General features: G+C 64.7%; 20 protein-coding genes and 1 tRNA gene. 10 read left to right on the forward strand and 11 right to left on the reverse strand.

Annotated features, from left to right (window positions below; all coding sequences use genetic code 11):
* Positions 1-62: 62 nt before the first annotated feature.
* From J1M87_RS05825 to meaB, 3 genes are read left to right on the forward strand one after another with little or no spacing between them, the layout of a single operon-like run.
* Positions 63-1,952: a methylmalonyl-CoA mutase family protein gene (locus J1M87_RS05825; protein ID WP_206488562.1), complete on the forward strand. Its 1,890-nt coding sequence runs from the start codon at positions 63-65 to the stop codon at positions 1,950-1,952.
* Positions 1,949-4,219, forward strand: a complete 2,271-nt coding sequence (gene scpA, locus J1M87_RS05830; RefSeq protein ID WP_206488563.1) for a methylmalonyl-CoA mutase — start codon at positions 1,949-1,951, stop codon at positions 4,217-4,219. The genes J1M87_RS05825 and scpA overlap by 4 nt, the downstream gene beginning before the upstream one ends.
* 2 nt (positions 4,220-4,221) lie before the next feature.
* Positions 4,222-5,256, forward strand: a complete 1,035-nt coding sequence (gene meaB / locus J1M87_RS05835) for a methylmalonyl Co-A mutase-associated GTPase MeaB (RefSeq protein WP_241256333.1) — start codon at positions 4,222-4,224, stop codon at positions 5,254-5,256.
* Here meaB and J1M87_RS05840 read toward each other — a convergent pair.
* On the reverse strand, positions 5,233-6,297 hold the full coding sequence (locus tag J1M87_RS05840; protein WP_206488564.1) for a nucleoside hydrolase: 1,065 nt from the start codon (positions 6,295-6,297) through the stop codon (positions 5,233-5,235). The genes meaB and J1M87_RS05840 overlap by 24 nt on opposite strands.
* Entirely contained in the window at positions 6,294-6,764 is a 471-nt protein-coding gene (locus tag J1M87_RS05845; protein ID WP_206488565.1) for an OsmC family protein, read from the reverse strand. Before J1M87_RS05845 ends, J1M87_RS05840 begins: the two co-directional genes overlap by 4 nt.
* A 200-nt stretch (positions 6,765-6,964) precedes the next feature.
* Here J1M87_RS05845 and proP point away from each other — a divergent pair, with 200 nt between their 5' ends.
* Complete coding sequence (proP, locus tag J1M87_RS05850) at positions 6,965-8,470, forward strand: glycine betaine/L-proline transporter ProP (protein ID WP_206488566.1); 1,506 nt, start codon at positions 6,965-6,967, stop codon at positions 8,468-8,470.
* Positions 8,471-8,506: 36 nt separating this feature from the next.
* On the opposite strand, the gene J1M87_RS05855 is transcribed toward proP, so the two are convergent.
* The 5 genes from J1M87_RS05855 to J1M87_RS05875 all read right to left on the reverse strand — a co-directional run bounded on the left by J1M87_RS05855 (position 8,507) and on the right by J1M87_RS05875 (position 14,452).
* Positions 8,507-9,808: a CoA transferase gene (locus J1M87_RS05855; RefSeq protein WP_206488567.1), complete on the reverse strand. Its 1,302-nt coding sequence runs from the start codon at positions 9,806-9,808 to the stop codon at positions 8,507-8,509.
* Positions 9,809-9,827: 19 nt separating this feature from the next.
* A complete protein-coding gene (locus J1M87_RS05860) occupies positions 9,828-11,093 on the reverse strand; it encodes a trans-acting enoyl reductase family protein (RefSeq protein WP_206488568.1) in 1,266 nt (421 codons plus the stop codon).
* A 43-nt stretch (positions 11,094-11,136) separates the two neighbouring features.
* Positions 11,137-12,633 (reverse strand): glutamate-cysteine ligase family protein, encoded by a 1,497-nt coding sequence (locus J1M87_RS05865; RefSeq protein WP_206488569.1) that lies wholly within the window; start codon positions 12,631-12,633, stop codon positions 11,137-11,139.
* 131 nt (positions 12,634-12,764) lie between these two features.
* Positions 12,765-14,225 (reverse strand): SDR family oxidoreductase, encoded by a 1,461-nt coding sequence (locus J1M87_RS05870; protein WP_206488570.1) that lies wholly within the window; start codon positions 14,223-14,225, stop codon positions 12,765-12,767.
* Positions 14,226-14,366: 141 nt separating this feature from the next.
* A tRNA-Leu gene (locus tag J1M87_RS05875) sits at positions 14,367-14,452 on the reverse strand.
* 167 nt (positions 14,453-14,619) lie between these two features.
* Here J1M87_RS05875 and J1M87_RS05880 point away from each other — a divergent pair.
* Complete coding sequence (locus J1M87_RS05880; RefSeq protein WP_374222354.1) at positions 14,620-15,990, forward strand: M20/M25/M40 family metallo-hydrolase; 1,371 nt, start codon at positions 14,620-14,622, stop codon at positions 15,988-15,990.
* A 16-nt stretch (positions 15,991-16,006) separates the two neighbouring features.
* A complete protein-coding gene (locus J1M87_RS05885) occupies positions 16,007-16,534 on the forward strand; it encodes a YbhB/YbcL family Raf kinase inhibitor-like protein (protein WP_206488571.1) in 528 nt (175 codons plus the stop codon).
* 67 nt (positions 16,535-16,601) lie between these two features.
* Here J1M87_RS05885 and J1M87_RS05890 read toward each other — a convergent pair whose 3' ends face one another.
* The 3 genes from J1M87_RS05890 to J1M87_RS05900 all read right to left on the reverse strand — a co-directional run bounded on the left by J1M87_RS05890 (position 16,602) and on the right by J1M87_RS05900 (position 19,074).
* On the reverse strand, positions 16,602-17,672 hold the full coding sequence (locus J1M87_RS05890) for a quinone-dependent dihydroorotate dehydrogenase (protein WP_206488799.1): 1,071 nt from the start codon (positions 17,670-17,672) through the stop codon (positions 16,602-16,604).
* A gap of 75 nt (positions 17,673-17,747) precedes the next feature.
* On the reverse strand, positions 17,748-17,969 hold the full coding sequence (locus tag J1M87_RS05895) for a DUF5703 family protein (RefSeq protein WP_206488800.1): 222 nt from the start codon (positions 17,967-17,969) through the stop codon (positions 17,748-17,750).
* 79 nt (positions 17,970-18,048) lie between these two features.
* The gene (locus J1M87_RS05900; protein WP_206488572.1) at positions 18,049-19,074 is read right to left on the reverse strand and encodes a YncE family protein; all 1,026 of its coding nucleotides are present in this window, start codon (positions 19,072-19,074) and stop codon (positions 18,049-18,051) included.
* A gap of 225 nt (positions 19,075-19,299) precedes the next feature.
* On the opposite strand from J1M87_RS05900, the gene J1M87_RS05905 reads away from it, so the two are divergent.
* Complete coding sequence (locus J1M87_RS05905; RefSeq protein ID WP_206488573.1) at positions 19,300-19,653, forward strand: hypothetical protein; 354 nt, start codon at positions 19,300-19,302, stop codon at positions 19,651-19,653.
* Between the two features lie 27 nt (positions 19,654-19,680).
* Here the strand turns inward: J1M87_RS05905 and J1M87_RS05910 are convergent, their stop codons facing one another.
* Positions 19,681-20,613 carry an aldo/keto reductase gene (locus J1M87_RS05910; RefSeq protein WP_206488574.1) on the reverse strand — a complete coding sequence of 311 codons (933 nt, stop codon included), beginning with the start codon at positions 20,611-20,613 and terminating at the stop codon, positions 19,681-19,683.
* Between the two features lie 210 nt (positions 20,614-20,823).
* Here J1M87_RS05910 and J1M87_RS05915 point away from each other — a divergent pair, with 210 nt between their 5' ends.
* From J1M87_RS05915 to J1M87_RS05925, 3 genes are all read left to right on the forward strand, one after another.
* Positions 20,824-21,654 carry an undecaprenyl-diphosphate phosphatase gene (locus tag J1M87_RS05915; protein WP_374222362.1) on the forward strand — a complete coding sequence of 277 codons (831 nt, stop codon included), beginning with the start codon at positions 20,824-20,826 and terminating at the stop codon, positions 21,652-21,654.
* A 25-nt stretch (positions 21,655-21,679) separates the two neighbouring features.
* Complete coding sequence (locus tag J1M87_RS05920) at positions 21,680-22,387, forward strand: histidine phosphatase family protein (protein WP_206488576.1); 708 nt, start codon at positions 21,680-21,682, stop codon at positions 22,385-22,387.
* Between the two features lie 136 nt (positions 22,388-22,523).
* Positions 22,524-23,114, forward strand: coding sequence for a DUF3090 domain-containing protein (locus J1M87_RS05925; protein ID WP_206488577.1), 591 nt, complete (start codon positions 22,524-22,526; stop codon positions 23,112-23,114).
* Positions 23,115-23,132 lie beyond the last annotated feature (18 nt).

Below are 23,132 nucleotides of genomic sequence, written 5' to 3' on the forward strand. Positions count from 1 at the left end.
TGGGGTTAGCATCACTTCAAGTCGGGCGCAGTACCACCCGCCGAACCGAGGGAGCAGCACACGTGTCCATCGCGTCGCACGAAGATGCCGCACGCAGCGCCCATGCGGCCTGGCAACGAGCAGTGGCCGGTGTGTTGGCCAAATCGCGCCGGGTCGACACGTCCGAGCTGCCCGCCGATCCCGAACACCTACTCGATTCGACGACCTACGACGCCATCACGGTGTCCCCGCTGTACACCGCGCTCGACGAGCGCCCGGAAGGTCCTCTGCCCGGGCAGTTTCCATTCCTGCGGGGCCGTGACCGGTATCGGGACGTCAACGCGGGTTGGAAGGTGTGCACCCGCCACGGCTCGGTCCGCGGAGACGGCGCCGACGACGCCACGACGCTCAACTCCCAGATACTCGATTCGCTCGCCAACGGCACCAGTGCCCTGTGGTTGACGGTCGGAGCCGGTGGTGTCGATCCGACGGCATTGCCGGAGGTTCTGCAGGGAGTATTCCTCGAGCTCGCGCCGCTGACGATCGACGCGCAGGGCGAGGTGAAGGCCGCAGCAGCAGCGTTGTTCGCAGTACTGGACGCGGCCGACATCGACGATCGCGCCGCTGTGGACATCCGGCTCGGAGTGGACACTCTCACCGCTCGCGTGGGCGAAACCCGGTCGATCGAGATGGCCGACGCACTCGATCTGATCCGCGCCTGTGTCGCCCGAGACGAGTCGGTTCGCGCGATCACCGTCGACGGCACCGTATTTCACAATCTCGGATCCGCTGACGCCCAGGAGCTCGGCGCGTCGATCGCCGCGGGCCTGGAATACCTCCGGTCCATGACGGCCGCCGGAGTGAGCATCACGGAGGCGCTGCGGCAGGTCGAATTTAGATTCGCTGCCAGCGACGACCAGTTCCTGACCATCGCGAAATTCAGGGCTGCACGCATTCTGTGGGCGCGCATCGCACAGGTCTGCGGAGCACCGGATGCCGGTGATGCCCCACAGCATGCGGTGACCTCGGAAGCGATGATGTCGCAGCGTGATCCATGGGTGAACATGCTGCGGACCACGCTGGCGGCGTTCGGAGCAGGCGTCGGCGGCGCGGATTCGGTGACGGTCCTGCCGTTCGATGCGGCCCTGGGCGGTGGGGCAGCAGGAGTATCGAAGACATTCGCCGCGCGCATCGCCAGAAACACTCAGTTGTTGCTCCTCGAGGAGGCCCACCTCGGCCGGGTTCTGGATCCGGGTGCGGGGTCCTGGTACATCGAGGATCTCACTGCCTCGGTGGCCGCGAAGGCATGGGAGTTCTTCCAGAGCGTCGAGGCGACGGGCGGATTCAGCGCCGCCGTCGAAAACGGTTCACTCGTAGCGGCGCTCGAGAAGACCCGCGCCGAACGTGATTCCGATGTCGCCCACCGAGTGACCCCGTTGACCGGCGTCAACGAATTTCCGAATCTGGCCGAGGCACCACTGACTCCGCAGCAGAGCGCCCCGCAGGGCTCGCGCACGGTCTACCGCTACGGCCGAGCATTCGAAGCTCTCCGCGATCGTTCCGATGCCTTTCTCGCCGAGCACGATTGCCGCCCCACAGTGCTACTGATACCGCTGGGGAGCGTCGCCGAACACAACGTTCGAACCACGTTCGCGTCGAACCTGTTGGCGTCCGGCGGAATCGAGGCCGTGAACCCCGGGCCGTTGACCGTGGACGCCATCGCCGGATCGGTCGAGGCCTCCGGAGCCTCCGTCGCCGTGGTGTGCGGCACCGACAGCAGATACACCGAGGAGGCCGCCACAGCCGTGGATGCACTGCGCGCGGCGGGTGTTTCACAGGTACTGCTTGCCGGACCGGAGAAGATCTTCGCCGGCATCGAAGGCGCGTCACGCCCCGATGGCTTCCTGACCGCGAAGGTCGATGCCGTCGCCGTGCTGACCGAACTTCTCGACACGCTGGGAGCGAAGAAGTGAGTACCGACGAGAACCGAATTTCGCACACCATCGGCAGCTTCGCCGATGTGCCCCTTGTCGATCCCGACGAGCCGACGCCTCCGCCGCCGTCGTCGGAGGACGTCGCTGCCCACGTGGAGCAGGGCGCGAAGGCCAATTTCTACACTCCCGAGCAGGTCGTGTGGACGACGCCGGAGGGCATCGACGTCAAGCCGGTGTTCACCGAGGCCGATCGTGAGGCCGCCGAGGCCGAGGGCTACCCGTTGCACAGCTATCCCGGTGCCCCGCCGTTTCTCCGTGGGCCGTATCCCACGATGTACGTCAACCAGCCGTGGACCATTCGCCAGTACGCCGGATTCTCCACCGCTGCCGAGTCCAATGCGTTCTACCGCCGCAACCTCGCGGCCGGCCAGAAGGGATTGTCGGTGGCGTTCGACCTGGCCACCCATCGAGGTTACGACTCCGATCACCCGCGAGTACAGGGTGACGTCGGAATGGCCGGAGTGGCCATCGATTCCATCTACGACATGCGTCAGCTGTTCGACGGAATCGACCTCGGCAGTGTCTCGGTGTCGATGACGATGAACGGTGCCGTGCTACCGATCCTTGCGCTGTACGTCGCAGCGGCGGAGGAGCAGGGCGTCGGCCCGGAGAAACTCGCCGGCACCATCCAGAACGACATCCTCAAAGAGTTCATGGTCCGCAACACCTACATCTATCCGCCGAAGCCGTCGATGCGCATCATCTCGGACATCTTCGCGTTCACGAGCGCGAAGATGCCGAAATACAATTCGATCTCCATTTCGGGCTACCACATCCAAGAGGCCGGTGCCACAGCCGATCTCGAACTCGCCTACACCCTCGCGGACGGTGTCGAATACATCCGGGCCGGTCTCGACGCGGGCATGGACATCGATACGTTCGCACCGCGACTGTCGTTCTTCTGGGCCATCGGAATGAACTTCTTCATGGAGGTCGCCAAGCTGCGTGCCGGTCGACTGCTCTGGGCCGAGCTCGTCCAGCAATTCGAACCCACCAGCGCCAAATCGCGTTCGCTGCGGACCCACTCGCAAACCTCGGGTTGGTCGTTGACGGCACAGGATGTGTTCAACAACGTCGCGCGCACGTGCGTGGAAGCCATGGCGGCCACCCAGGGCCACACCCAGTCGCTGCACACCAACGCACTCGACGAGGCCCTCGCTCTGCCGACCGATTTCTCGGCTCGCATCGCCCGCAACACGCAGTTGCTCATCGCACAGGAGTCCAACACCGTCCGTCCGATCGATCCGTGGGGTGGCTCCCACTACGTCGAGTGGCTCACCCACGAGCTCGCGAACCGAGCGCGGGCACACATTGCCGAGGTCGAGGAAGCGGGAGGGATGGCGCAGGCCATCAGTGAGGGAATTCCGAAGCTGCGCATCGAGGAAGCAGCTGCCCGCACGCAGGCCCGCATCGACTCCGGCCGCCAGCCGCTGGTGGGCGTCAACAAGTACGTGCCCGACGAGCCCGACACCATCGAAGTACTCAAGGTGGAGAACTCGAAGGTGCGCCGCGAGCAGATCGAGAAGCTCGAGCGACTTCGTGCCGAGCGCGACACCGCCGAGGTCGAGGCGGCACTGGCGAATCTGACCAGAGCTGCCGCGTCGGATCAGCCGGGCATGGAGAACAACCTGCTGGCCCTGGCCATCGATGCGGCACGCAAGATGGCCACCGTGGGCGAGATCTCCGAGGCGCTCGAGAAGGTCTACGGGCGCCATCAGGCGGAAATCCGGACAATCAGTGGTGTGTACCGCGACGAGGCAGGCAAATCCGAGAACATCACCCGTGCGACCGCGCTGGTCGAACAGTTCGCCGAGGACGAGGGCCGCCGGCCCCGTGTGCTGGTGTGCAAGATGGGTCAGGACGGGCACGACCGCGGCCAGAAGGTCATTGCCACCGCATTCGCCGATATCGGCTTCGACGTGGACGTCGGTCCGCTGTTCCAGACGCCGGAGGAGGTGGCCCGTCAGGCCGCCGACAACGACGTCCACGTGGTCGGTGTGTCGTCACTGGCGGCAGGTCACCTGACGCTGGTCCCTGCGCTGCGTCAGGCGTTGGCCGATGTGGGCCGTGAGGACATCATGATCGTCGTGGGCGGCGTCATTCCGCCCGGCGATTTCGACGAGCTCTACGCTGCGGGCGCCGCCGCGATCTTCCCTCCGGGCACGGTCATCGCCGATGCGGCGATCGGGCTGGTGGAGAAACTCTCCGTGTCGCTCGGCCACGCGCCACGCGAGGCCAACGCCTGAACATGGGTGCTCCGAACAAAGGCCTGGGTTCTCCCGACGGTGCGGGGTCCAACCGTGGCCGCAGCATCGACATCGACGCGGTTGCCGAATCGGTCCGAGCGAACGAGCGATCCGGTCTGGCCAGAGCCATCACGCTGGTCGAATCGACACGATCGGACCATCGGGACCTGGCGCAGCAATTGCTGCTGCGCGTACTGCCGGATGCGGGCGGCTCCCACCGGGTCGGGATCACGGGAGTGCCGGGGGTCGGCAAGTCGACGTTCATCGATGCGCTCGGTATGCGCTTGATCGAGAACGGGCACCGCGTCGCGGTGCTGGCAGTCGACCCGTCGTCGACGCGAACCGGCGGCTCGATTCTGGGTGACAAGACCAGGATGTCACGCCTGGCAGTGCAGGAGAACGCCTACATTCGGCCGTCTCCTACCTCCGGCACTCTGGGCGGAGTGGCGCGGGCGACCCGAGAGACGATCGTCCTGCTCGAAGCCGCCGGTTTCGACGTCATTCTCGTCGAGACGGTTGGCGTCGGTCAGTCCGAGGTCACCGTGGCCAACATGGTGGACTGCTTCACGTTCCTCACCCTTGCACGCACCGGAGATCAATTGCAGGGCATCAAGAAAGGCGTTCTGGAACTCGCGGATCTGGTAGCGGTCAACAAGGCAGACGGCAAACACGCGACCGATGCGAAGAACGCTGCGCGGGAGTTGGCGGGTGCTCTGCGACTGATCTATCCACACGACGCGGTCTGGAAGCCGCCCGTATTGACGATGAGTGCCATCGAGGGCACCGGACTCGACGAGTACTGGGATACTGTGCTGCGGCACCGGCAAGTGCTCACCGACGCAGGGGAATTCGCGGAGAAGCGTCGCAGGCAGCAGGTCGATTGGACGTGGACGATGGTCAATGATCAACTGCTGCGTCGGCTGGCCCGGAATCCATCGGTCGAGGCAATTCGCGGCGACGTCGAATCCCGTGTGCGCGACGGTTCCTTGACCGCCGCGCTTGCGGCCCAGCAGTTACTCGACGCGTTCGATTCCTGAGTCTCGTGCTGCGGGATACAGCCGTGCTGCGAGCGCTCCGACCCGTTCGATCAGCTCGTCGAAGAATGCCTGCGGATCGGTGTGGGTTGCGATCGCGGCATTGGGCTCCTTACCCCACATTCCGCGCCAGTCCGCGACTGTCGTTCCGCGCGTGAGGGTTCCGGTGAGTTCGACATCGACGGTGGCATGTCGATAGGTGGCGATGCCGGGTTCCACGGCAACTGCGGCCGCAAACGGATCGTGCATGTGCGCCAAGAATCCCTGATCGTGATCGCGATGGAATTCCATGTAGAACCGCACTGCATCGGAGAAGTGCCGCACGATCGGATTCGGCGCGGTCGATCGAATGTGCGGCGCGTCGGCCGGCGAGATGACCTCCGGCACCGGGCTTCCGGCGCGTACGGCAAGTCGTCGGATGTGTTCGGGCGTCATCTCGATGGTTTCGGTGATGTCGAGCGCACACACGATCGGTCGTCGTTCCGGCGGCAGTCCGGAAAAGGCGGCGAACACCTCGGCGGCAGCCTCGGGGTCGACCGCAATGTTCCATTCGCTCGTCGGCGTGGTGTTGCCCTGGTGCTGGAACGCCCCGCCCATCAGCACCAACCGATTCAGCAGTCGAGGCAGTTCGGGATCACGGCGAATCGCCAGTGCGAGATTGGTCAGCGGCCCGGTGACGAGGCCGGTGATCTCGCCCGGTCGTGAACGCACCAGTTCGATCCACATCCTCGTGGCGTCTCGCGAGGACAGTGAGCGCTGTGAGACCGGCAGTTCGGCGTAGCCGATGCCCTGCGGTCCGTGGGTGTCTTCGGTGGTCATCAGTGGTGCCACCAACGGAACTTGTGCGCCGAGTGCGACTTCGATGTCGTCCGCTCGGCACAGATCCAGCCAGGCCAGGTTGTTCGCGGCAACCTGATCGACCGGCACGTTTCCGGCGGTGGAGGCGATTCCGAGTATCTCCGCGTCTTCGGTCGCGAGCAGGTAGAGCAGCGCGAGCGAGTCGTCGATGCCGGTGTCGACGTCGACGATCAAGGGGGTGTTCACGACGCTACTTCGGTGGTCGGGACGTGCCGGACCGGAAAATTGACCGATCGTGCGATGAAGCACTTGGCCGACGCGGCGGCGTGCAGTTCCTCGGCGCGGTGGGTCATCGACGGATCGGCGATCGTGACGGTCGGGGCGAGCGTGACCTCGACGAACTGCCCGGATCCGTCGGATTGCTCGGTCATCACACCGGTGGGGGAGTCGACGTAGTCGGTGACGGTCACGCCGGAGGCCGCGGCAAGTCCGAGGTACCACAGCATGTGACAGCTCGACAGTGACGCCACGAGCAGCTCTTCCGGATTCCACCGTTGCGGATCGCCGCGAAAGCTCGGATCGGAACTCGCGTGGAGATCCGGTTTGCCTGGAGCAGTCACGAGGTGATCGCGGTCGTAGGTCGTGAGGCCGGACGTTCCTTCGCCGCGGTTGCCCGTCCAGTGCACAGTCAGCCCGTAGTTGTGGTTCGGCACAGGCCCATACTGCCAGCTCCGAGCTGAACGGGTCCGCTGCGGCCCAGCCGTCTATGTCCGCATTGACTCAATTGCCCCAATTATCAACGTGCTGTGGCATATTCGTCGATCGGTAACTCACCTGGGCCGATGCTGCCCGAGTGTCGCGGACTTGCCGGCGGGCATTGTGATCGTGTCGTTTTACTGGCTAACGTTGATGAATGACGGTAGCGCAAGGACCTGACACAGCCCCACCCCGGAAGCGGTGGGGACGGCGACACGTCCAGCATCTTCGGCGCAATGCGTTCTCCGAGCGCATGCGGCACAAGCCTGCACTGTCAGAGGAGAGCATCACCGTCGTAGATCAGCCGATGCTCAAGCGTGCTGTGTCGGCCGCCGCCCTCGGCAACACGATGGAGTGGTTCGACTTCGGCGTCTACGGCTATTTGGCAGCAACTCTGGGCAAGGTGTTCTATCCCGATGCCACCCCTGCGGTCCAGCTGATTTCGACGTTCGCAACGTTCGCCGCGGCATTCGTGGTGCGGCCGCTCGGCGGACTGTTCTTCGGACCGTTGGGGGACCGGATCGGTCGACAGAAGGTTCTCGCCGCCACGATGATCATGATGTCGATCGGCACCCTTGCCGTCGGGCTCATCCCCAGCTACGCCAGCATCGGGATCTGGGCACCGATCCTGCTCCTCGTCGCACGGTTGGTTCAAGGGTTCTCCACCGGCGGCGAGTACGGCGGCGCAACGACATTCATCGCTGAGTATTCACCGGACAAGCGGCGTGGATTTCTCGGTAGCTGGCTCGATTTCGGGACCTTCGTCGGATACGCCATGGGATCCGGCTTGGTGACGATACTCAACGCCGTCCTGGGGGACTCCACGATGGTCGAATGGGGCTGGCGCATACCGTTCTTCGTTGCCGGGCCGATGGGCATCGTCGGCCTGTACCTGCGGCTGAAACTCGAGGACACCCCTGCGTTCCGCAAGCAACTCGACGAGCACGACAGCAAGGTCAAGGCGCAGGAGAGTGGCCGGAAATCGATCGGGAAGATCTTCACCGATCACTGGCGGGCTCTGCTGATCTGCATGGGAATCGTGTTGTTGTACAACGTGACCAACTACATGGTGACCTCGTACCTGCCGACGTACTTCACCGAGGTGATCGGACGCAGTCAACTCAGTGCCGACCTGCTGGTGCTCTCGGCGATGATCGTGGTGGTGTCCATCATCGTCTTCGTGGGCAGGCTCACCGACAGAATAGGCCGCAAGCCGGTGTTCGTGTTCGGGGCCGTCGGCCAGATAGTTCTGGCCGTGCCCTGCTTCCTGCTGTTACGTGGAAGTGGGTGGGTCGGCCCACTGGTTGCCTGCCTGGTGCTCGGCATCGTCCTGGCGTGCTTTGCCGCCCCGAGCGCGTCCACGCTGCCGGCGTTGTTCCCCACCCGGATTCGCTACGCAGCGCTCTCGATCGGATTCAATCTGTCGGTCTCGATCTTCGGTGGAACGACTCCGCTGGTGACCTCTGCTCTGGTCAGCGCAACCGGGAGCGCGATGGTTCCCGCGTACTATCTCATCGTCAGCGGCGTCGTCGGTCTCATCGCACTCGGATTCCTGCGTGAGTCCGCCACCCAACCTCTCGACGGGTCGCCACCCCAAGTGGATTCGGCCACGGAAGCAGCCGAGCTCTACAGCGAGGTATCGGCGGTCACCGCCCGCCCGTGATTCGCCGGGACCACCCCGCACCGAGGCTGCTTCACCTCACAACCAGGTTGCCTCGTCGGCTCCCCAAGGGCGTGCCGGAAACGGGTAGTCGGGATACTCGTCGAACACCGGCCTCGCCGCAGTGATACGTCCGTTGGTCACGACGCAGTCCGGCGGCGGCGTTCGACGCGGACCGTGATGTCGTTCTCGCCCGGGTAGTTGGAGTAGCCATGCTGCTGTTCGGGCCAACGACACCTCGATCGAGGCGCTCGACCCTGTCCCGCTCGCACGGTCGGCCAGTTCGCCGACGATTCCGGCGGCAAGGAGGTACCCGCTCGCATGGTCGAGCGCCTGAGCCGGGAGTCGCCCGAGTTCTCCGCCGCTGCCTTCGAGCACCGCGATGCCGGAAGCGGCTTGAACGAGGCTGTCGAAACCCCGCCGCCCGGACCACGGCCCGTGAGTACCCCAGGCGCTCACCCGCCCGTGCACGACGTCCGCTCGGTGCTCGAGGCCGAAACGTTCGAGAGCGCCCGGTCGGTACCCGGTCACCAGAACGTCTGCGGAGTCGAGCAATCGCTGGACGCGCGCACTTCCGTCGCGGGTATCCAGATCCACCGAGGCCGAACGTTTGCCCTGCCCGTTCTCCAGGTGCTGCCACTCGATTTCGGGACGGTGCGGCGAATCGATGCGCAGCACCTCGGCACCGAACAGTGCCAGCGCACGGGTGGCCACCGGGCCGGCGATCACCCGCGTGAGATCGAGTACGCGGACTCCTGCCAGCGGAGCGGCAGCAGTGCAGCCCCGGAACTCGGGCATGCGGTAGCCGGCGGTGTCGGTGGCGTCTGTGCGCGAGATCAACGGTCCAAGGCGTGCCGCTGCACCGGCCGGGTGCGCGCGCCACTGCTCCTCCGTTCGAACCTGCACCGCAAGGGCGCCGTGCCGAGCACCTGCCCGTTCGAGTTCGGCACCGGTCATTCCCGCCACTCGGTCAGCGAATCGATCTGCGCCGCAGTCGGTGTCGAGTCCGACAGCATCGAGCAGCGCCGTTCGGTGATGGGGATAGTTCGCGTGTGTTCGGACCCAGCCATCGGACACCGGGAAGAAACCGGACAGATCGGCGAACGGCTGCACCGGTGCACCGCCGATCCGCAGCACCGAGTCGCCCATGAACGAGGTGGCTATCCGATCGGGTGACGCACTCGGTGCAGCTGCGCGCGTGTCCGTTCCGCCGGCCGGACGACGACCGAGAGCAGTGCGCATTCTGCCAATTTCGGCCGCGAGGGCTCCGACCGACTCCGCCGCGACACGGCCCACCGGCAGTGTCGCGGCGAGAAGATCAGCGCCCGGTCGATGCTTCATGACCACTACTGACTGCGGGTCAGTTGCGCTTGGCCCAGATCTCCATCCCGGCTGCATTCAGGCGATCGATGAGCACGTCTCCGATCGCGGTGGCAGGCGTGAGAACACCGCTCGCTTTCGGTAGGGCATCGCCTCCGAACACCAGCGCCAATGCCGACTCCGCGAGCATGACGGCCGTCGCCTTGTACCCCGGATCGCCCGAGGCCTTGACGCGGGCTCGGTAGCGGGCACCAGAGGTGGTGAGGGTGTACAGGTCGACGGTGAAATGCCCTTTCTCACGGACTTTTTCGCTGGGTCCGGTACCTGGCTTGGGGAGAACGCGGTCCAGTATCTTTCCCGGCAGAATGGTCATGGCGGACACGCCGACGAACAGTCCGACCGACAACGCACCGGCGAAAAGGAGACTGGCGAAAGACGATCCGACGCTCATCACTTCGCTGTAGCGAAACTGCTTCCCGTAGGCCCAATCGCGAAGGGCGTTGCTGCGCCGCACCACGCGTGTGTTGTACGAGGCCATCACGAAGGGCGCTTTCCAGCCGCGCACACTCGGGTCGATTTTCTTACCGTCGATCAGCACGGTGTCGAGTTGACGACCGAGCTGTGGCTCTAGTCCACGATCCGGGCTGAGCGAGTACGGCCGAGCGGCGATGCGCCGGGCCTGTTTGTTCTTCTTCATCGCTTCGATCTGCCCGCGCAGGGAGTCGATGGTGCCGCCGCTGACCCCGCCGGACATCGAGGTGACCACCAGAGTCGTGTCGGTCAGTTCGCCCGCGTTGTCTGCGGTGACAGCCTCGTACAGCGCATGTACGCCGATGTCGGACGGGACGGAATCGAATCCACACGAGTGGACGATGCGGGCACCGGTGCGTTGCGCGATCTCGTGGTTGGCGTCGATGCTCGCGCGCGCGAACAGGACCTCGCCGGTCAGATCGACGTAGTCCGTCCCAGCCTCGGCGCAGGCGGTGGCCAGCGCCAACCCGTACTTCGCGTACGGGCCGACCGTCGTGATGACCACACGCGTCGAGCGGGCCATGGCTTCGACGGACGCGATGTCGGTGGCGTCGGCCTCGATCACGGACCACTGTGCGGCCTTCGGGCCGAGTTCTTTCTGCGTGGCCTGTACCCGAGCGGTCGAGCGTCCGGCCAGCGCGATGCGTGTCTCGGCCGGAGCGTGCTCGGCGAGGTACTTCGCAGTCAGTCGTCCGACGAAGCCGGTGACACCGTAGACGACGATGTCGTAGGTGCGATCGGGGCCGGTGGTCGAGTCCGAAGCAGGCGAATTCATAACAGCGACACTAACGCGGTTGCCGAGGTGAGTCGACGTGCCCTCAGTTGCTCCAGCTGTGCACCGGCTCTCCGGAGTTCATCAGCGTGACGTAATCGCCCAACATCCCGGCCAGAGCCCGATCACGCTTCTCGCCTGCGCGTTCCCGGGCGACCACTGCATTTCTCTGCCAGACCGAGCCGGACTGTTTGGCCAGGCACCGGGCTTCGATCACGCCGAGATACCGGGCGCGGACATTCGCATCCACGCCGTAAGCGGTCAACCCGGCGTCGGCCATCGGTAGCAGCCGACGCAACACCAGCTCCTGCGGGCTCACCCAGCCGACCTCGGGCCAGTACAGCATCGAATCGAAACCGCCCCGCGCAGCCGAATGGACGTTCTCCTCGGCAGCGTCGAAGGACATCTGGGACCACAGCGGTCGGTCGGCATCGGCCAACGCGCGCACCGTCCCGTAATAGAACGCCGCATCGGCGAGCGTATCGACCACCGATGGTCCGGCCGGCAGTACGCGGTTCTCGAGCCGGATGTGGTGGCCGTCGCCCGATCGGTCGTAGATCGGCCGGTTCCATCGATACACGGTTCCGTTGTGCATGCGTAGCTCGGACAGCGACGGCGTCTTACCGTCGGCGAGAGCGGCCTTGGGGTCCTCGTCGTTGCAGACGGGAAGCAGGGCAGGGAAGTAGCGCGAGTTCTCCTCGAACAGATCGAAGATCGACGTGATCCATCGCTCGCCGAACCACACCCGCGGCCGAACACCCTGGTTCTTGAGCTCCTGGGGGCGGGTATCGGTGGCCTGCTCGAACAGTGGAATGCGCGTTTCGTGCCATAGTGCGCGTCCGGCGAAAAACGGTGAATTTGCGGCCAGTGCCACCTGCACACCCGAGAGTGCCTGTGCCGCATTCCAATACGACGCGAACTCATCCGGGGCAACCTGCAGGTGCAACTGCACCGACGTGCACGCGGCCTCGGGGAGGATGGTGTCGGTGACGATGTCGAGGTCTTCGGTGTCGCCGGAACCGGGGAGCCGAACGCCGCCGATCTTCAGCTCGATGTCCTCGCCTCGCGCGGCGAAGATCTGTTGATTGAGCAGGTCGTATCGCGGATTCGCCGAGAGCCATCGATGCTCGAAGTGCTCCTCGTCCAGTGTCGGAAGCATTCCGATCATGGCAAGGTGGCTGCCCGAGGTACGCGCACGTTCGTCGGCCGCATTCAGCGACCGCCGCAGATCCGTCTCGAGCTGGGCGATGGATTCGCCTCGCAACGGCCGCGGTTCGACATTGATCTCGATGTTGAACTGGCCCAGTTCTGTCTGATAATCGGGATCGGCAATGGCGTCGAGCACCTCGGCATTGGCCATCGACGGTGCCATGTCGTCGTCGACGAGATTGAGCTCGATCTCCATGCCGATCTGAGGTTCCCCGACGTGAAAGGTCTCGTCGGCCAACATCATCGCCAGGGCGTCGAGACAATCCTGTACTTTCTGGCGAAATTCGTGCCTGTCCTGCCGGGTGAATTTGCGACGCTCGACGTCCTCGCCCATGGTGACCGCCTATCGGTGCGTCTGAAGGGCCGCCCGCTCACGCAAGACGGCTTCGGCTTCCCGAGTATCGCAGCCTGCGTTCATCCGAGGGCGACCCACGGGCGAAATCTTCTTCCCGGCGCGCGTCGGGTTCACCACGGGGACGGTCGATAGTCCTTGAGAAAGGCACCGTACAGATCTGTTCCGAGTTCTCCTTGCACGATCGGGTCGTAGACCCGAGCCGCCCCGTCCACCAGGTCGAGGGGGGCGTGGAATCCCTCGTCGGCCAGACGCATCTTGGTCGGATGCGGGCGTTCGTCGGTGATCCAGCCGGTGTCGACGGCAGTCATCAGAATTCCGCTGTCCAGCATTTCCTTCGCACTGGTTCGTGTGAGCATGTTCAGTGCGGCCTTGGCCATGTTGGTGTGTGGATGTCCTGGCCCCTTGTACGCGCGGCCGAACTGGCCTTCCATCGCCGAAACATTGACAACGTATTTGCGCCGAGCGTTCGAGGCCTCCATCGCCGGGCGAAGACGCGAGACGAGGATGAACGGAGCAACGGAATTGCACAGTTGTACCTCGAGCAGTTCGACCGGATCGACCTGCTCGACGGTGTGGATCCAGCTGTTCGTCTCGGCAAGATCGGGTACCAGACCGCCTGCGTCGATCGCGAGGCCGCTCTCGATTCTCTCGGCCGTGACCGAACCCGCGACCATGGCGAGCGAGGCCACGTCCTGAGCGCTGAGTGCGGCGGCAGGTTGCCCGCCCAAGGCAGTGGTCGGTAGGGAGCTCGCCAAGGATGCCGGGTGGGCATCGCTGGTCTTGCCGAAGGTGATGCGTTCGGGGCCCGCCCCTTCCGTCAGAGCGGCGGGGAGGGGTTCGGTCTCGGCATCGGCCAGTGCACTGTAGGAGCCGGGGGAGCGCTTGACCGTTTGCGCGGCGTTGTTGATCAGAATGTCGAGCGGACCCTCGGCTGCGACCGAATCTGCCAGCGCCACGACCTGAGCCGGATCCCGCAGATCGATTCCGACGACACGCAGTCGATGCAGCCACTGATCGCTGTCGTCCATGGCGGCGAATCGCCGTACCGCATCGTTGGGGAATCGGGTGGTGATCGTCGTGTGCGCACCGTCGCGGAGCAGTCGAAGTGCGATGTACATCCCGATCTTCGCGCGACCTCCCGTCAGCAGGGCGCGTCGGCCCGACAGGTCGGTGCGAGCATTGCGCTTACCGCGGTTGAGCGCGGCGCACTGCGGGCACAGCTGGTGATAGAACGCGTCCACATCGGTGTACCGCTGCTTGCAGATGTAGCAGGGGCGAGCCTTGATCAGTGTGCCTGCGATCTCGCCCTCGGCGCGAGAGGTCAGCGACAACCCCGCCGTCTCGTCGTCGATCCGGTCCGGTGAACCCGTTGCGGTCGCAGCCACGACGGCACGGTCGGCGGCGTTGACGGCATTGCGCGCGGCGATGCGTCGAGCACGCTTGAGATCTTTGAACATGGCACCGGAGGCGCGCTGAACGGCGATCGAATCAGGGTGATTCTTGTCCAGTTCCGCGGCCTGCTTCAGTACCCGAAGGCACGTTTCGAGCTCGGTGGGGTCGATCGAGTCCATCGTCAGTCTCCTAGCATCGGCCCGGTCGAGCCGTCGAAGCGAACCAACGAAAAAGACCCCGATTCCGAAGAATCAGGGTCCGTTTCGTCTGTCTCAACTCAGATCCGTGAAAATCTTTGTCTGTCAGTAACTTTCAGACGGTGTCCGAGGGGGGACTTGAACCCCCACGTCCGTTAATAGGACACTAGCACCTCAAGCTAGCGCGTCTGCCATTCCGCCACTCGGACAAGTGCAACTACTGTCGCATGTTCTGTTCCCGCACTCACAGCCGGCCGCTGTGCGCTGCGTAAGATTATCCGACGGGTTCACGATAACCCAAATCCCCACGTCAGTTGGTGCGCGAGGCCATCGCCGAGTAGTGCCGGCGGCCGATTCGGATGGTAGGAACAAGGGTGTGCCCAACGATGTGAGCAACCCCGGAAACAGCACCGAGCCGAACCCAACGGTCGCTCTCGACGAAGTCGTCGACCTGGTCAGTTCCCTCATCCGGTTCGACACCTCCAACACCGGAGAACTCGACACCACGGTCGGTGAGAAGGAATGTGCCGAGTGGGTGGCCGGAAAACTCGAGGAGGTCGGTTACGAGACCGAGTACGTCGAGTCCGGCGCACCCGGCCGAGGCAATGTCTTCGCCTGGTTGCGCGGTGCCGACCCCGCCCGAGGCGCTCTGCTTGTGCACGGACACCTCGACGTCGTCCCCGCCGAACCCGCCGACTGGAGTGTGCATCCGTTCTCCGGTGCCGTCGAGGACGGATACGTGTGGGGCCGCGGCGCGGTCGACATGAAAGACATGGTGGGCATGGCGCTGGCGCTGGCTCGGCAGTTCAAGTCGAACGGAACCGTCCCACCCCGCGACATTCTGTTCGCGTTCCTCGCCGACGAGGAGGCAGGCGGTAAGTACGGATCACACTGGTTGGTCGAGAACCGACCCGATCTGTTCGAAGGGGTCACCGAGGCGGTGGGCGAGGTGGGCGGATTCTCGCTGACCGTTGCGCGCCCGGACGGCACCGAAAAACGCCTCTACATGGTCGAGACCGCGGAGAAGAGCCTGGCCTGGATGCGGCTCACGGCGAAGGCGCGAGCAGGGCATGGGTCGTTTCTGCACGAGGACAACGCCGTGACCTACCTGGCCGAGGCCGTCGCAAGGCTCGGCAATCACACGTTTCCGTTGGTCCTCACCGAGTCCGTCTCGCAGTTCCTGCACGCGGTATCAGAGGAGTCGGGTCTCGATTTCGACCCGGAGTCGCCGGACATCGACGGCACTCTGCTCAAGCTCGGAAGCATCGCCCGCATCGTCGGAGCGACCCTACGAGACACAGCGAACCCCACGATGCTCTCCGCCGGCTACAAGGCCAACGTGATCCCGCAGACGGCCACTGCGGTGGTGGATTGCCGGGTGCTGCCCGGTAGACAGGCAGCATTCGAGAAGGAGGTCGACGAGTTGATCGGCCCCGATGTCGAGCGGGAGTGGATCACGAAACTCGAGCCGTACGAAACCACCTTCGACGGCGATCTCGTCGACGCGATGAACGAGGCCGTCCTGGCGCACGATCCGAACGGTCGAACCGTTCCCTACATGCTGTCCGGAGGAACCGATGCGAAAGCGTTCGCCCGCATCGGTATTCGCTGCTTCGGTTTCGCTCCGCTGAAGCTCCCGCCGGAGCTCGATTTCGCGGCGTTGTTTCACGGCATCGACGAACGAGTACCCGTGGAGTCGTTGGAGTTCGGTACACAGGTACTGGAACACTTCTTGATGCACAGCTGAGACGAAAGGAAACACTGTGGCGTACAACCCATACGACTCGCTTCCAGATCTACCATCCTTCGAGCTGACGTCCGAGGACGTCGAGGACGGCAAGGCTCTGGCCACTGCGCAGGCCAGCGGGATCATGGGAGCCGGTGGTCACGACACCTCTCCGCAGCTGTCCTGGTCGGGATTTCCCGAGGGCACCAAGAGCTTCGCTGTCACCGTCTACGACCCGGACGCACCGACGGCATCGGGGTTCTGGCACTGGGCTGTGGCGAACATCCCGGTGGAGACGACCTCGCTGGTCTCGGGCGCAGGTGACGACGGCGGTACCGGAGTTCCCAGTACCGCGGTGACGCTGAAGAACGACGCGGGCCTGTTCCGCTACATCGGTGCCGCTCCGCCGGAAGGTCATGGACCGCACCGGTACTTCATCGTGGTTCACGCAGTGGACGTCGAACGTCTCGAAGTGGACGAGACGGCCACTCCCGCGTACCTCGGCTTCAATCTGTTCTCGCATGCCATCGGCCGTGCGGTGATCACGGGCACCTACGAAGCCTGACCCACCCCTGTCGTGCGCCTTTTGCGTACCTCTGGGTACGCAAAAGGCGCACGACAGATGGGGCCGGTCAGGCTTTGTTCGCCGAACCCACGGCCTCGGCGATCGTGGCGAAGCCGTTCCGGGCGAGCCGCGCCGACAGTCCCCGGTGAATGTTCCTGATCCACAGCGGGCCGCCGTAGATGAAACCGGTGTACCCCTGCACCAGGGACGCCCCTGCCGTGATGCGTTCCCACGCCTGTGCCTCGGTCTCGATTCCCCCGACCGAGATCAACGCGAGCTCGGTTCCCACCCGGCGGTACAGACGACGCAGCACCTCGAGCGAACGGTCGGCAAGTGGCGCACCGGACAGGCCACCGGCACCGAGGGCGGCGACCGACTGCGCATCGGTCCGCAGACCGTCCCGCGAGATCGTCGTATTGGTGGCCACGATGCCCGCGAGACCGAGTTCGACGGCCAGATCGGCAACGGCATCGATATCGTCGTCGGACAGGTCCGGAGCAATCTTGACCAGTACCGGAACCGAAACCACCTCCTGTACTGCGACCAGAATCGGCCGCAAGGATTCGACGGCCTGCAAGTCACGAAGCCCCGGAGTATTGGGCGAGCTGACATTCACGACCACGAAATCCGCCAGAGGGCCGAGCAGTTCGGCGCTGGCAGTGTAGTCCGCAGCTGCCTCGGCAGGCTCGACTGTCTTGGTCTTGCCGATATTCGCGCCGATCGGTATGCGGGTACGCCTGCCACGCAACCGCTCCGCGGCATGCTCGGCACCATGGTTGTTGAAGCCCATCCGATTGACGATCGCGCGATCGAGTGGCAACCGAAACAGGCGCGGCGTGGGATTTCCTGGTTGGCTCTGCGCCGTCACGGTGCCGATCTCGGCGAATCCGAACCCGATGGGCTCCCAGGCGTCTATGCCGTCCGCGTTCTTGTCGAAGCCGGCGGCAAGGCCGAGCGGACCCGGAAAATCGACACCGAACACCGTCGACCGGAGCCGCGGGTCGTCGGCCACGAACATCGCGGCGGCCAGGCGGCGGAACGGCGGGACGGCAGCCACGGCTCGGAGCACCCCGAACGCCAGGTGATGAATCCGCTCCGGTGGTACGAGGAACATCAAGCGCAACAGGGCGCGGTACAGACGGTCTCCCACGGTCTTCTTTCCGATCGATCCTGGTCGTCGAACATTCTGCGCTCGAACAGTACTGCGAGCAGGTCAGATTCCGGGCTCCGGGATGTGATGGGCGCTCTTCTTCCGCTTGAGCAGCACTCGCCGGCTGCCGTCGGTGTAGAGGCGAACACGCGACAGTTCCCAGCCGCCGAATTCTGCTTGAATCGCGAGCCTCATCGATGCCGTCACCCGAGTGACGTCAGGCGGAAGCCGCAGCGGAACGTACTCCCAGTCGTCAGCGGGCGACACCTCCCAGCCGACGGGCATCTTCGCTCGCCCCGGCTTCGAATTCTCCTGCGCGCTCACGTGCCTCCTCGGTCTGCGCTCCCCGGTCTGCGCTCCATGGTCAACGGGCTGCAGCGGGGATCCGTTGTAGCCCGTCTCCGGTCGCCGATCCCACGTACAGGTCGCCGGTGTCGGCGTCGACGGTCACCGAATCCGGCTGCCGCACAGTAGCGAACCGATCGACCTCGACCGGAATTCCGGTGTCGAGTGTGTATCCGGCCACCTCGTTGACGGCGGGCAGAGTTACCCACACGACGCCGGACTGTTCATCGTAGGCCACTGCCCAGGGTTGTGACCCGACCGGAAAACGTTGCCGCATCAGCAGATCGTGGGAGGTGAAGACGAGTAGCTCGGTCCCGGTCGAATCGGTGACCAGCAGGCGACCGTATTCGTCGCTGGTCATCTCGGCTGCGCCTTCACCTGCACGGAGGGCGACGCCGAGCGTGCCGTTATCGAGATCGAGATCGGTGACCGATGTCTGTCGACGATCGAGAACCGAGACGCCGTCCGGTGTGCTGGCCAGGGCATCTGCCGAGGTGACGCTACCTCCAGAGACCGTGGTGACGACCTGCCCGTCCGCGCCGAAGACGCGGACCTTGCCGCTGTCGTCACCGACAGCGGTGGTGCCGTCGGGTAGATCGGCAGCCGAGAGGGCGTTGGAATCGACGTCGAGATCGGTGCGGTTTCCATCGGCCACGTCGAGTCTCGCGACGGATCCGTCCATGGGGATCAGTACGGTCGAATCTCGCCCGGCGACCAGAGACGCCGCAGTGGCGCCGAGGTCGATCACCCGCGTATCGGCCGGGTCGCCGTCACGGAGCAGGCTCACCGTTGTCGACCCGTCGGTCAGTGCCACCAGCGTGCGGGTGACAGGATCGAAGGTCAGTGCGTTCACGGGCGCGAATTCGGTGACGGTTCCTGCAGGTGTCACGGACGTGACCGGGGACTGGGCAGCAGGCAAGGGCTCGACGGATATTTCGTCCTGGGGTGCGTCGTCGCTCGAGCACCCGCTCACCGACAATACGATGACGACGGCGAGCGCGGACGCAACTGCCGCTCGGGCCGTACGAGCCGACGATGTTCGCATGGGACCGAACCTACTTCCCTCTGGTGACGCTGCCCGGTGACGGCGTTGTCCTGTTCTCTAGCTGCCACATCTGTACCAGCGTGCGTGGTCTCGGCGAAATCGGCCGGTCCGAATCGACCGAGGTCCTCTCGCGCCGAGAGAAGCGGTAGCGTGTTTTTTCGACGTGGATCGGGCGCGAGAGGGTGGAGCAACTGCTGGCTACGGCCGCACGAACGGGGAGTGGACGTGGAATCCGAGGAAACGCAATTCGTCGTCGAGGAAGTGAACGCAGGAACGCATCCGAATGGCTTCGGCCGGACCGATGACGGCCGGGCGTTCGCTTTTCGAGTGCACGGGCGCACCCTGTACGTGGAGATCTACCGGGCCGACGTGAGATCGCCGGTACCGGATCGATCGGAGATCGAGGCGGTGGCCGAGCAATCGGTCACCGAAGTCGATCTGACGGACGAACGCAGCATCATCGGCCTCGTGCGTGATGCGGTCGCTCATGCCCAGCAGTTGTCCGATGCATCACAACGGGACACCACCGCAGTGCGTGCCTTCTTCAATCGGGTCAACTCCGTCCTGGAGGGATTCTGACACCGACGAAAGAGCTCCTCGACCGATCTAGGCGCTGACGTCGTCGAGGGCCGATGTGATGGCCGACGGTAACTCGAGTTCCTCGGCCATCAATGCGCCCATCAGCTGAGCGAGGTCGCGAGCTCCCACGATTGCGCTGCTCACGCCCGGCCGATCCCGAGCCCACGCGAGAGCAACCACCAACGGTGAGGTGGCGAGCCCATCGGCAGCGGTCACGGCGGCGTCGACGATGCTGACGGCGGAATCGGTCAGATAGGCGAGCACGGACTCGGCGTGCAGCTCGTCGGCACCGCGGGAGTCGGCGGGTATTCCGTTGCGATACTTACCCGTCAACACCCCGCCGGCGAGGGGCACTGCGGCGAGTACACCTATGCCGTGGTGATGCGCAGCAGGGATCAGTTCGTCTTCGATCCCGCGTGCCAGCAGCGAATACTCCGCCTGCGTGGCGACGATGTGCCCGGTGCCTGCAGCGCCTGCGGCCGTCGCCAGCTGCCAGCCGAGGTAGCCACGAGCACCCGTGTATCGGACCCGTCCACTGGTCACCGCATAGTCGAGAGTGGCTGCGATCTCGTCGACGGGCGTCATCGGATCCCAGGCAGCGACCTGCCACAGATCGAGATAGTCGGTGCCGAGTTCACGCAGGGTCGCGTCCAGCTGACCGAGTAGTCCCCGTCGGGAACAGTCGACCTGATACCGGCCGTAGTGCGCGCTCAGACCCGCTGCGCTGCTGATCACCAGCTCGTGGCGGGGGACCACGTCGTCGAGCAACTCCGCGAGAACCCGTTGCGCGCGCCCGTCCCCGTACGCGGGTGAGGTGTCGACGAGGGTTCCGCCTGCCTCGGCGAACGCGGACAACTGTGCGGCGGCGTCGTCACCGTCGGTTCCGCTACCCCATCCGAGGGTGCCCAGGCCGAGTCTGGAGACTCGAAGCCCGCTGGTGCCGACCGATCTCTGCTTCATATATGCCGAATGTCCTTTTACGCTTGGTCGTCGGTGTCGAACTGCACTGCCGCCAGTGCACAGTAGTGCGCTACGTCGTCGTGTGTGAACCTGCCGCGCCGGGTACGGTCATGCCGTGAATCGCCAATGCAGAGTGCGGGCCGTCGCCCGTGCATCAGTCGTGAACAGTCCAGCCCTCGCGATGTCCGGCCGGAGTGCCGCATGATCGACATGACCTGGCTGCAGGCGATCGTGCTCGGTGCCGTGCAGGGATTGACCGAGTTTCTGCCCATTTCCTCGTCCGGCCATCTGCGCATCGTCTCCGGGGTGTTCTGGAACGAAGATGCCGGTGCCTCGTTCACCGCGGTGACCCAGCTCGGTACCGAAGCTGCTGTGCTGCTGTTCTTCTGGCGCGACATCGTCAGAATCGTCAAGGCCTGGTTCATCGGCCTGACGAGGAAGGACGAGCGCGGTCTCGACTACCGAATGGGGTGGTATGTGATCATCGCCACCATTCCCATCGGTGTCCTCGGTCTGCTGTTCAAGGATCAGATCCGGACGGGTGCGCGCAATCTGTATCTCATCGCGTTCATGCTGATCGCCTTTGCGATCGTCATCGCGATCGCGGAGAAGGTCGGCCGCAAAGCACGGCCGATCGAGAAGCTGACCACCCGCGACGGCATCGTCATGGGTCTGGCGCAGTGCTTGGCCTTGGTTCCCGGGGTGTCCCGCTCGGGCGCGACGACCAGCGCCGGGCTGTTCCTCGGGCTCGAGCGTGAAGCAGCGGTGCGTTTTTCGTTCCTGCTGGCCATCCCGGCAGTCACCGCATCCGGTCTGTTCTCGCTTCCCGACGCCTTCGAGCCGGTCGGCTCAGGCCTCGCGGCGTCCGGGGCGCAATTGCTGGTGGCCACCGTCATTGCCTTCGGCTTGGGTTATGCCTCGATCGCCTGGCTGTTGAAGTTCGTCACGAATCACTCGCTGTACTGGTTCGTCGGTTACCGCATTGCTCTGGGCGTCGTGGTGCTCGGATTGCTGGCCGGCGGGGTCGTATCCGCCACCTGACGCAGGTCTGGTTAGGCTCGGAGCAATGACAGTCATTCTGCTTCGTCACGGTCGTTCGACATCGAACACCGCAGGCACTCTGGCGGGGCGCGGTGAAGGGATCGCGCTCGACGAGCGCGGACGTGAACAGGCGCAGGCCGTCGCGGATCGGCTCGGCGACCTTCCGATTGCCGAGATCGTGCGGTCGCCGCTGCTGCGATGCGAGCAGACCGTGGAGCCGCTGGCAGCCCAGCTCGGGCTGGCGCCGATCGTCGAGGAGCGTCTGGTCGAGGTCGACTACGGGCAGTGGACGGGCCGGACCATCAAGGAACTGTCGACCGAGCCGCTGTGGAAAGTGGTGCAGCAGCATCCGTCGGCGGCGGTGTTCCCCGGCGGCGAGGGTCTGGCTACGGTGCAGCAACGGGCGGTTCAGGCGGTGCGGGAACACGACGCCAGGCTTGCCGCCCACCATGGCCGCGATGTGTTGTGGGTGGCCTGCTCACATGGCGATGTCATCAAATCGGTGATCTCGGATGCGATGGGTGCCCACCTCGATTCCTTTCAGCGCATCGTTGCCGACCCCGCGTCGATCAGTGTCGTTCGGTACACCTCGACGCGGCCGTTCGTACTGCGGACCAACGACACCGGGACGGATCTGACCGGATTCGTCCCGAAAGCCGAGGATCCGAATCCTCCCGAAACCGAGGCCGCGGACTCTTCCGACGCGGTCGTCGGTGGCGGGGCAGGTAGCTAGATCGGCAGTTTCGCTGCCGAAATTCCGATCGATGGCAGGCTGGAGAGCAAGCAATACAGTCCGCGATCGATCTGTGGTCGATAATGAAGATTCGACGATGTGCTTCGTGGAGTTGTTCGAGTTGTGAGGAGGTGCAATGCCGCGCGCAATACACGTTTTTCGCACCCCTGATCGTTTCGTTGCCGGCACCGTAGGTGAACCGGGCGACCGAACGTTCTTCCTGCAGGCGGTGCACGACGCCCGAGTGGTATCGGTCGCTCTGGAGAAGCAGCAGGTGCAGGTGCTGGCCGATCGGATGGGTCTGCTGCTCGAAGAAGTGCACCGCCGGTTCGGAGCCGACGTGCCTGCGGAGGAGACCGACACCGTCGACACCAGTCCGCTGCTGACTCCGATCGACACCGAGTTCCGCGTCGGCACGATGGGCCTGGGCTGGGACGCCGACGCCAACGCAGTCGTGGTGGAGTTGTTGGCCGTCAGCGAGGCGGAAGTGGACGAATCCGTCGTTCTCGATGACACAGACGAAGGCCCCGACGCTGTTCGGGTCTTTCTCACTCCGGTTCAGGCTCGTGAGTTCGCAGTCCGGTCCGAACGGGTGATCGCTGCGGGCCGCGCGCCGTGTCCGTTGTGTGGCCAGCCCCTGGCCCCCGAAGGGCACGTCTGTATCAGAACCAATGGCTACCGCCGCGGTGCGACGTTCGGTCCGGTGACCGAAGTAGACGAGTCTTGACCGTCGAACTTCCGCCGT

This window comes from Rhodococcus sp. KRD162 (genome assembly GCF_017168335.1).
Lineage (GTDB): Bacteria > Actinomycetota > Actinomycetes > Mycobacteriales > Mycobacteriaceae > Rhodococcoides.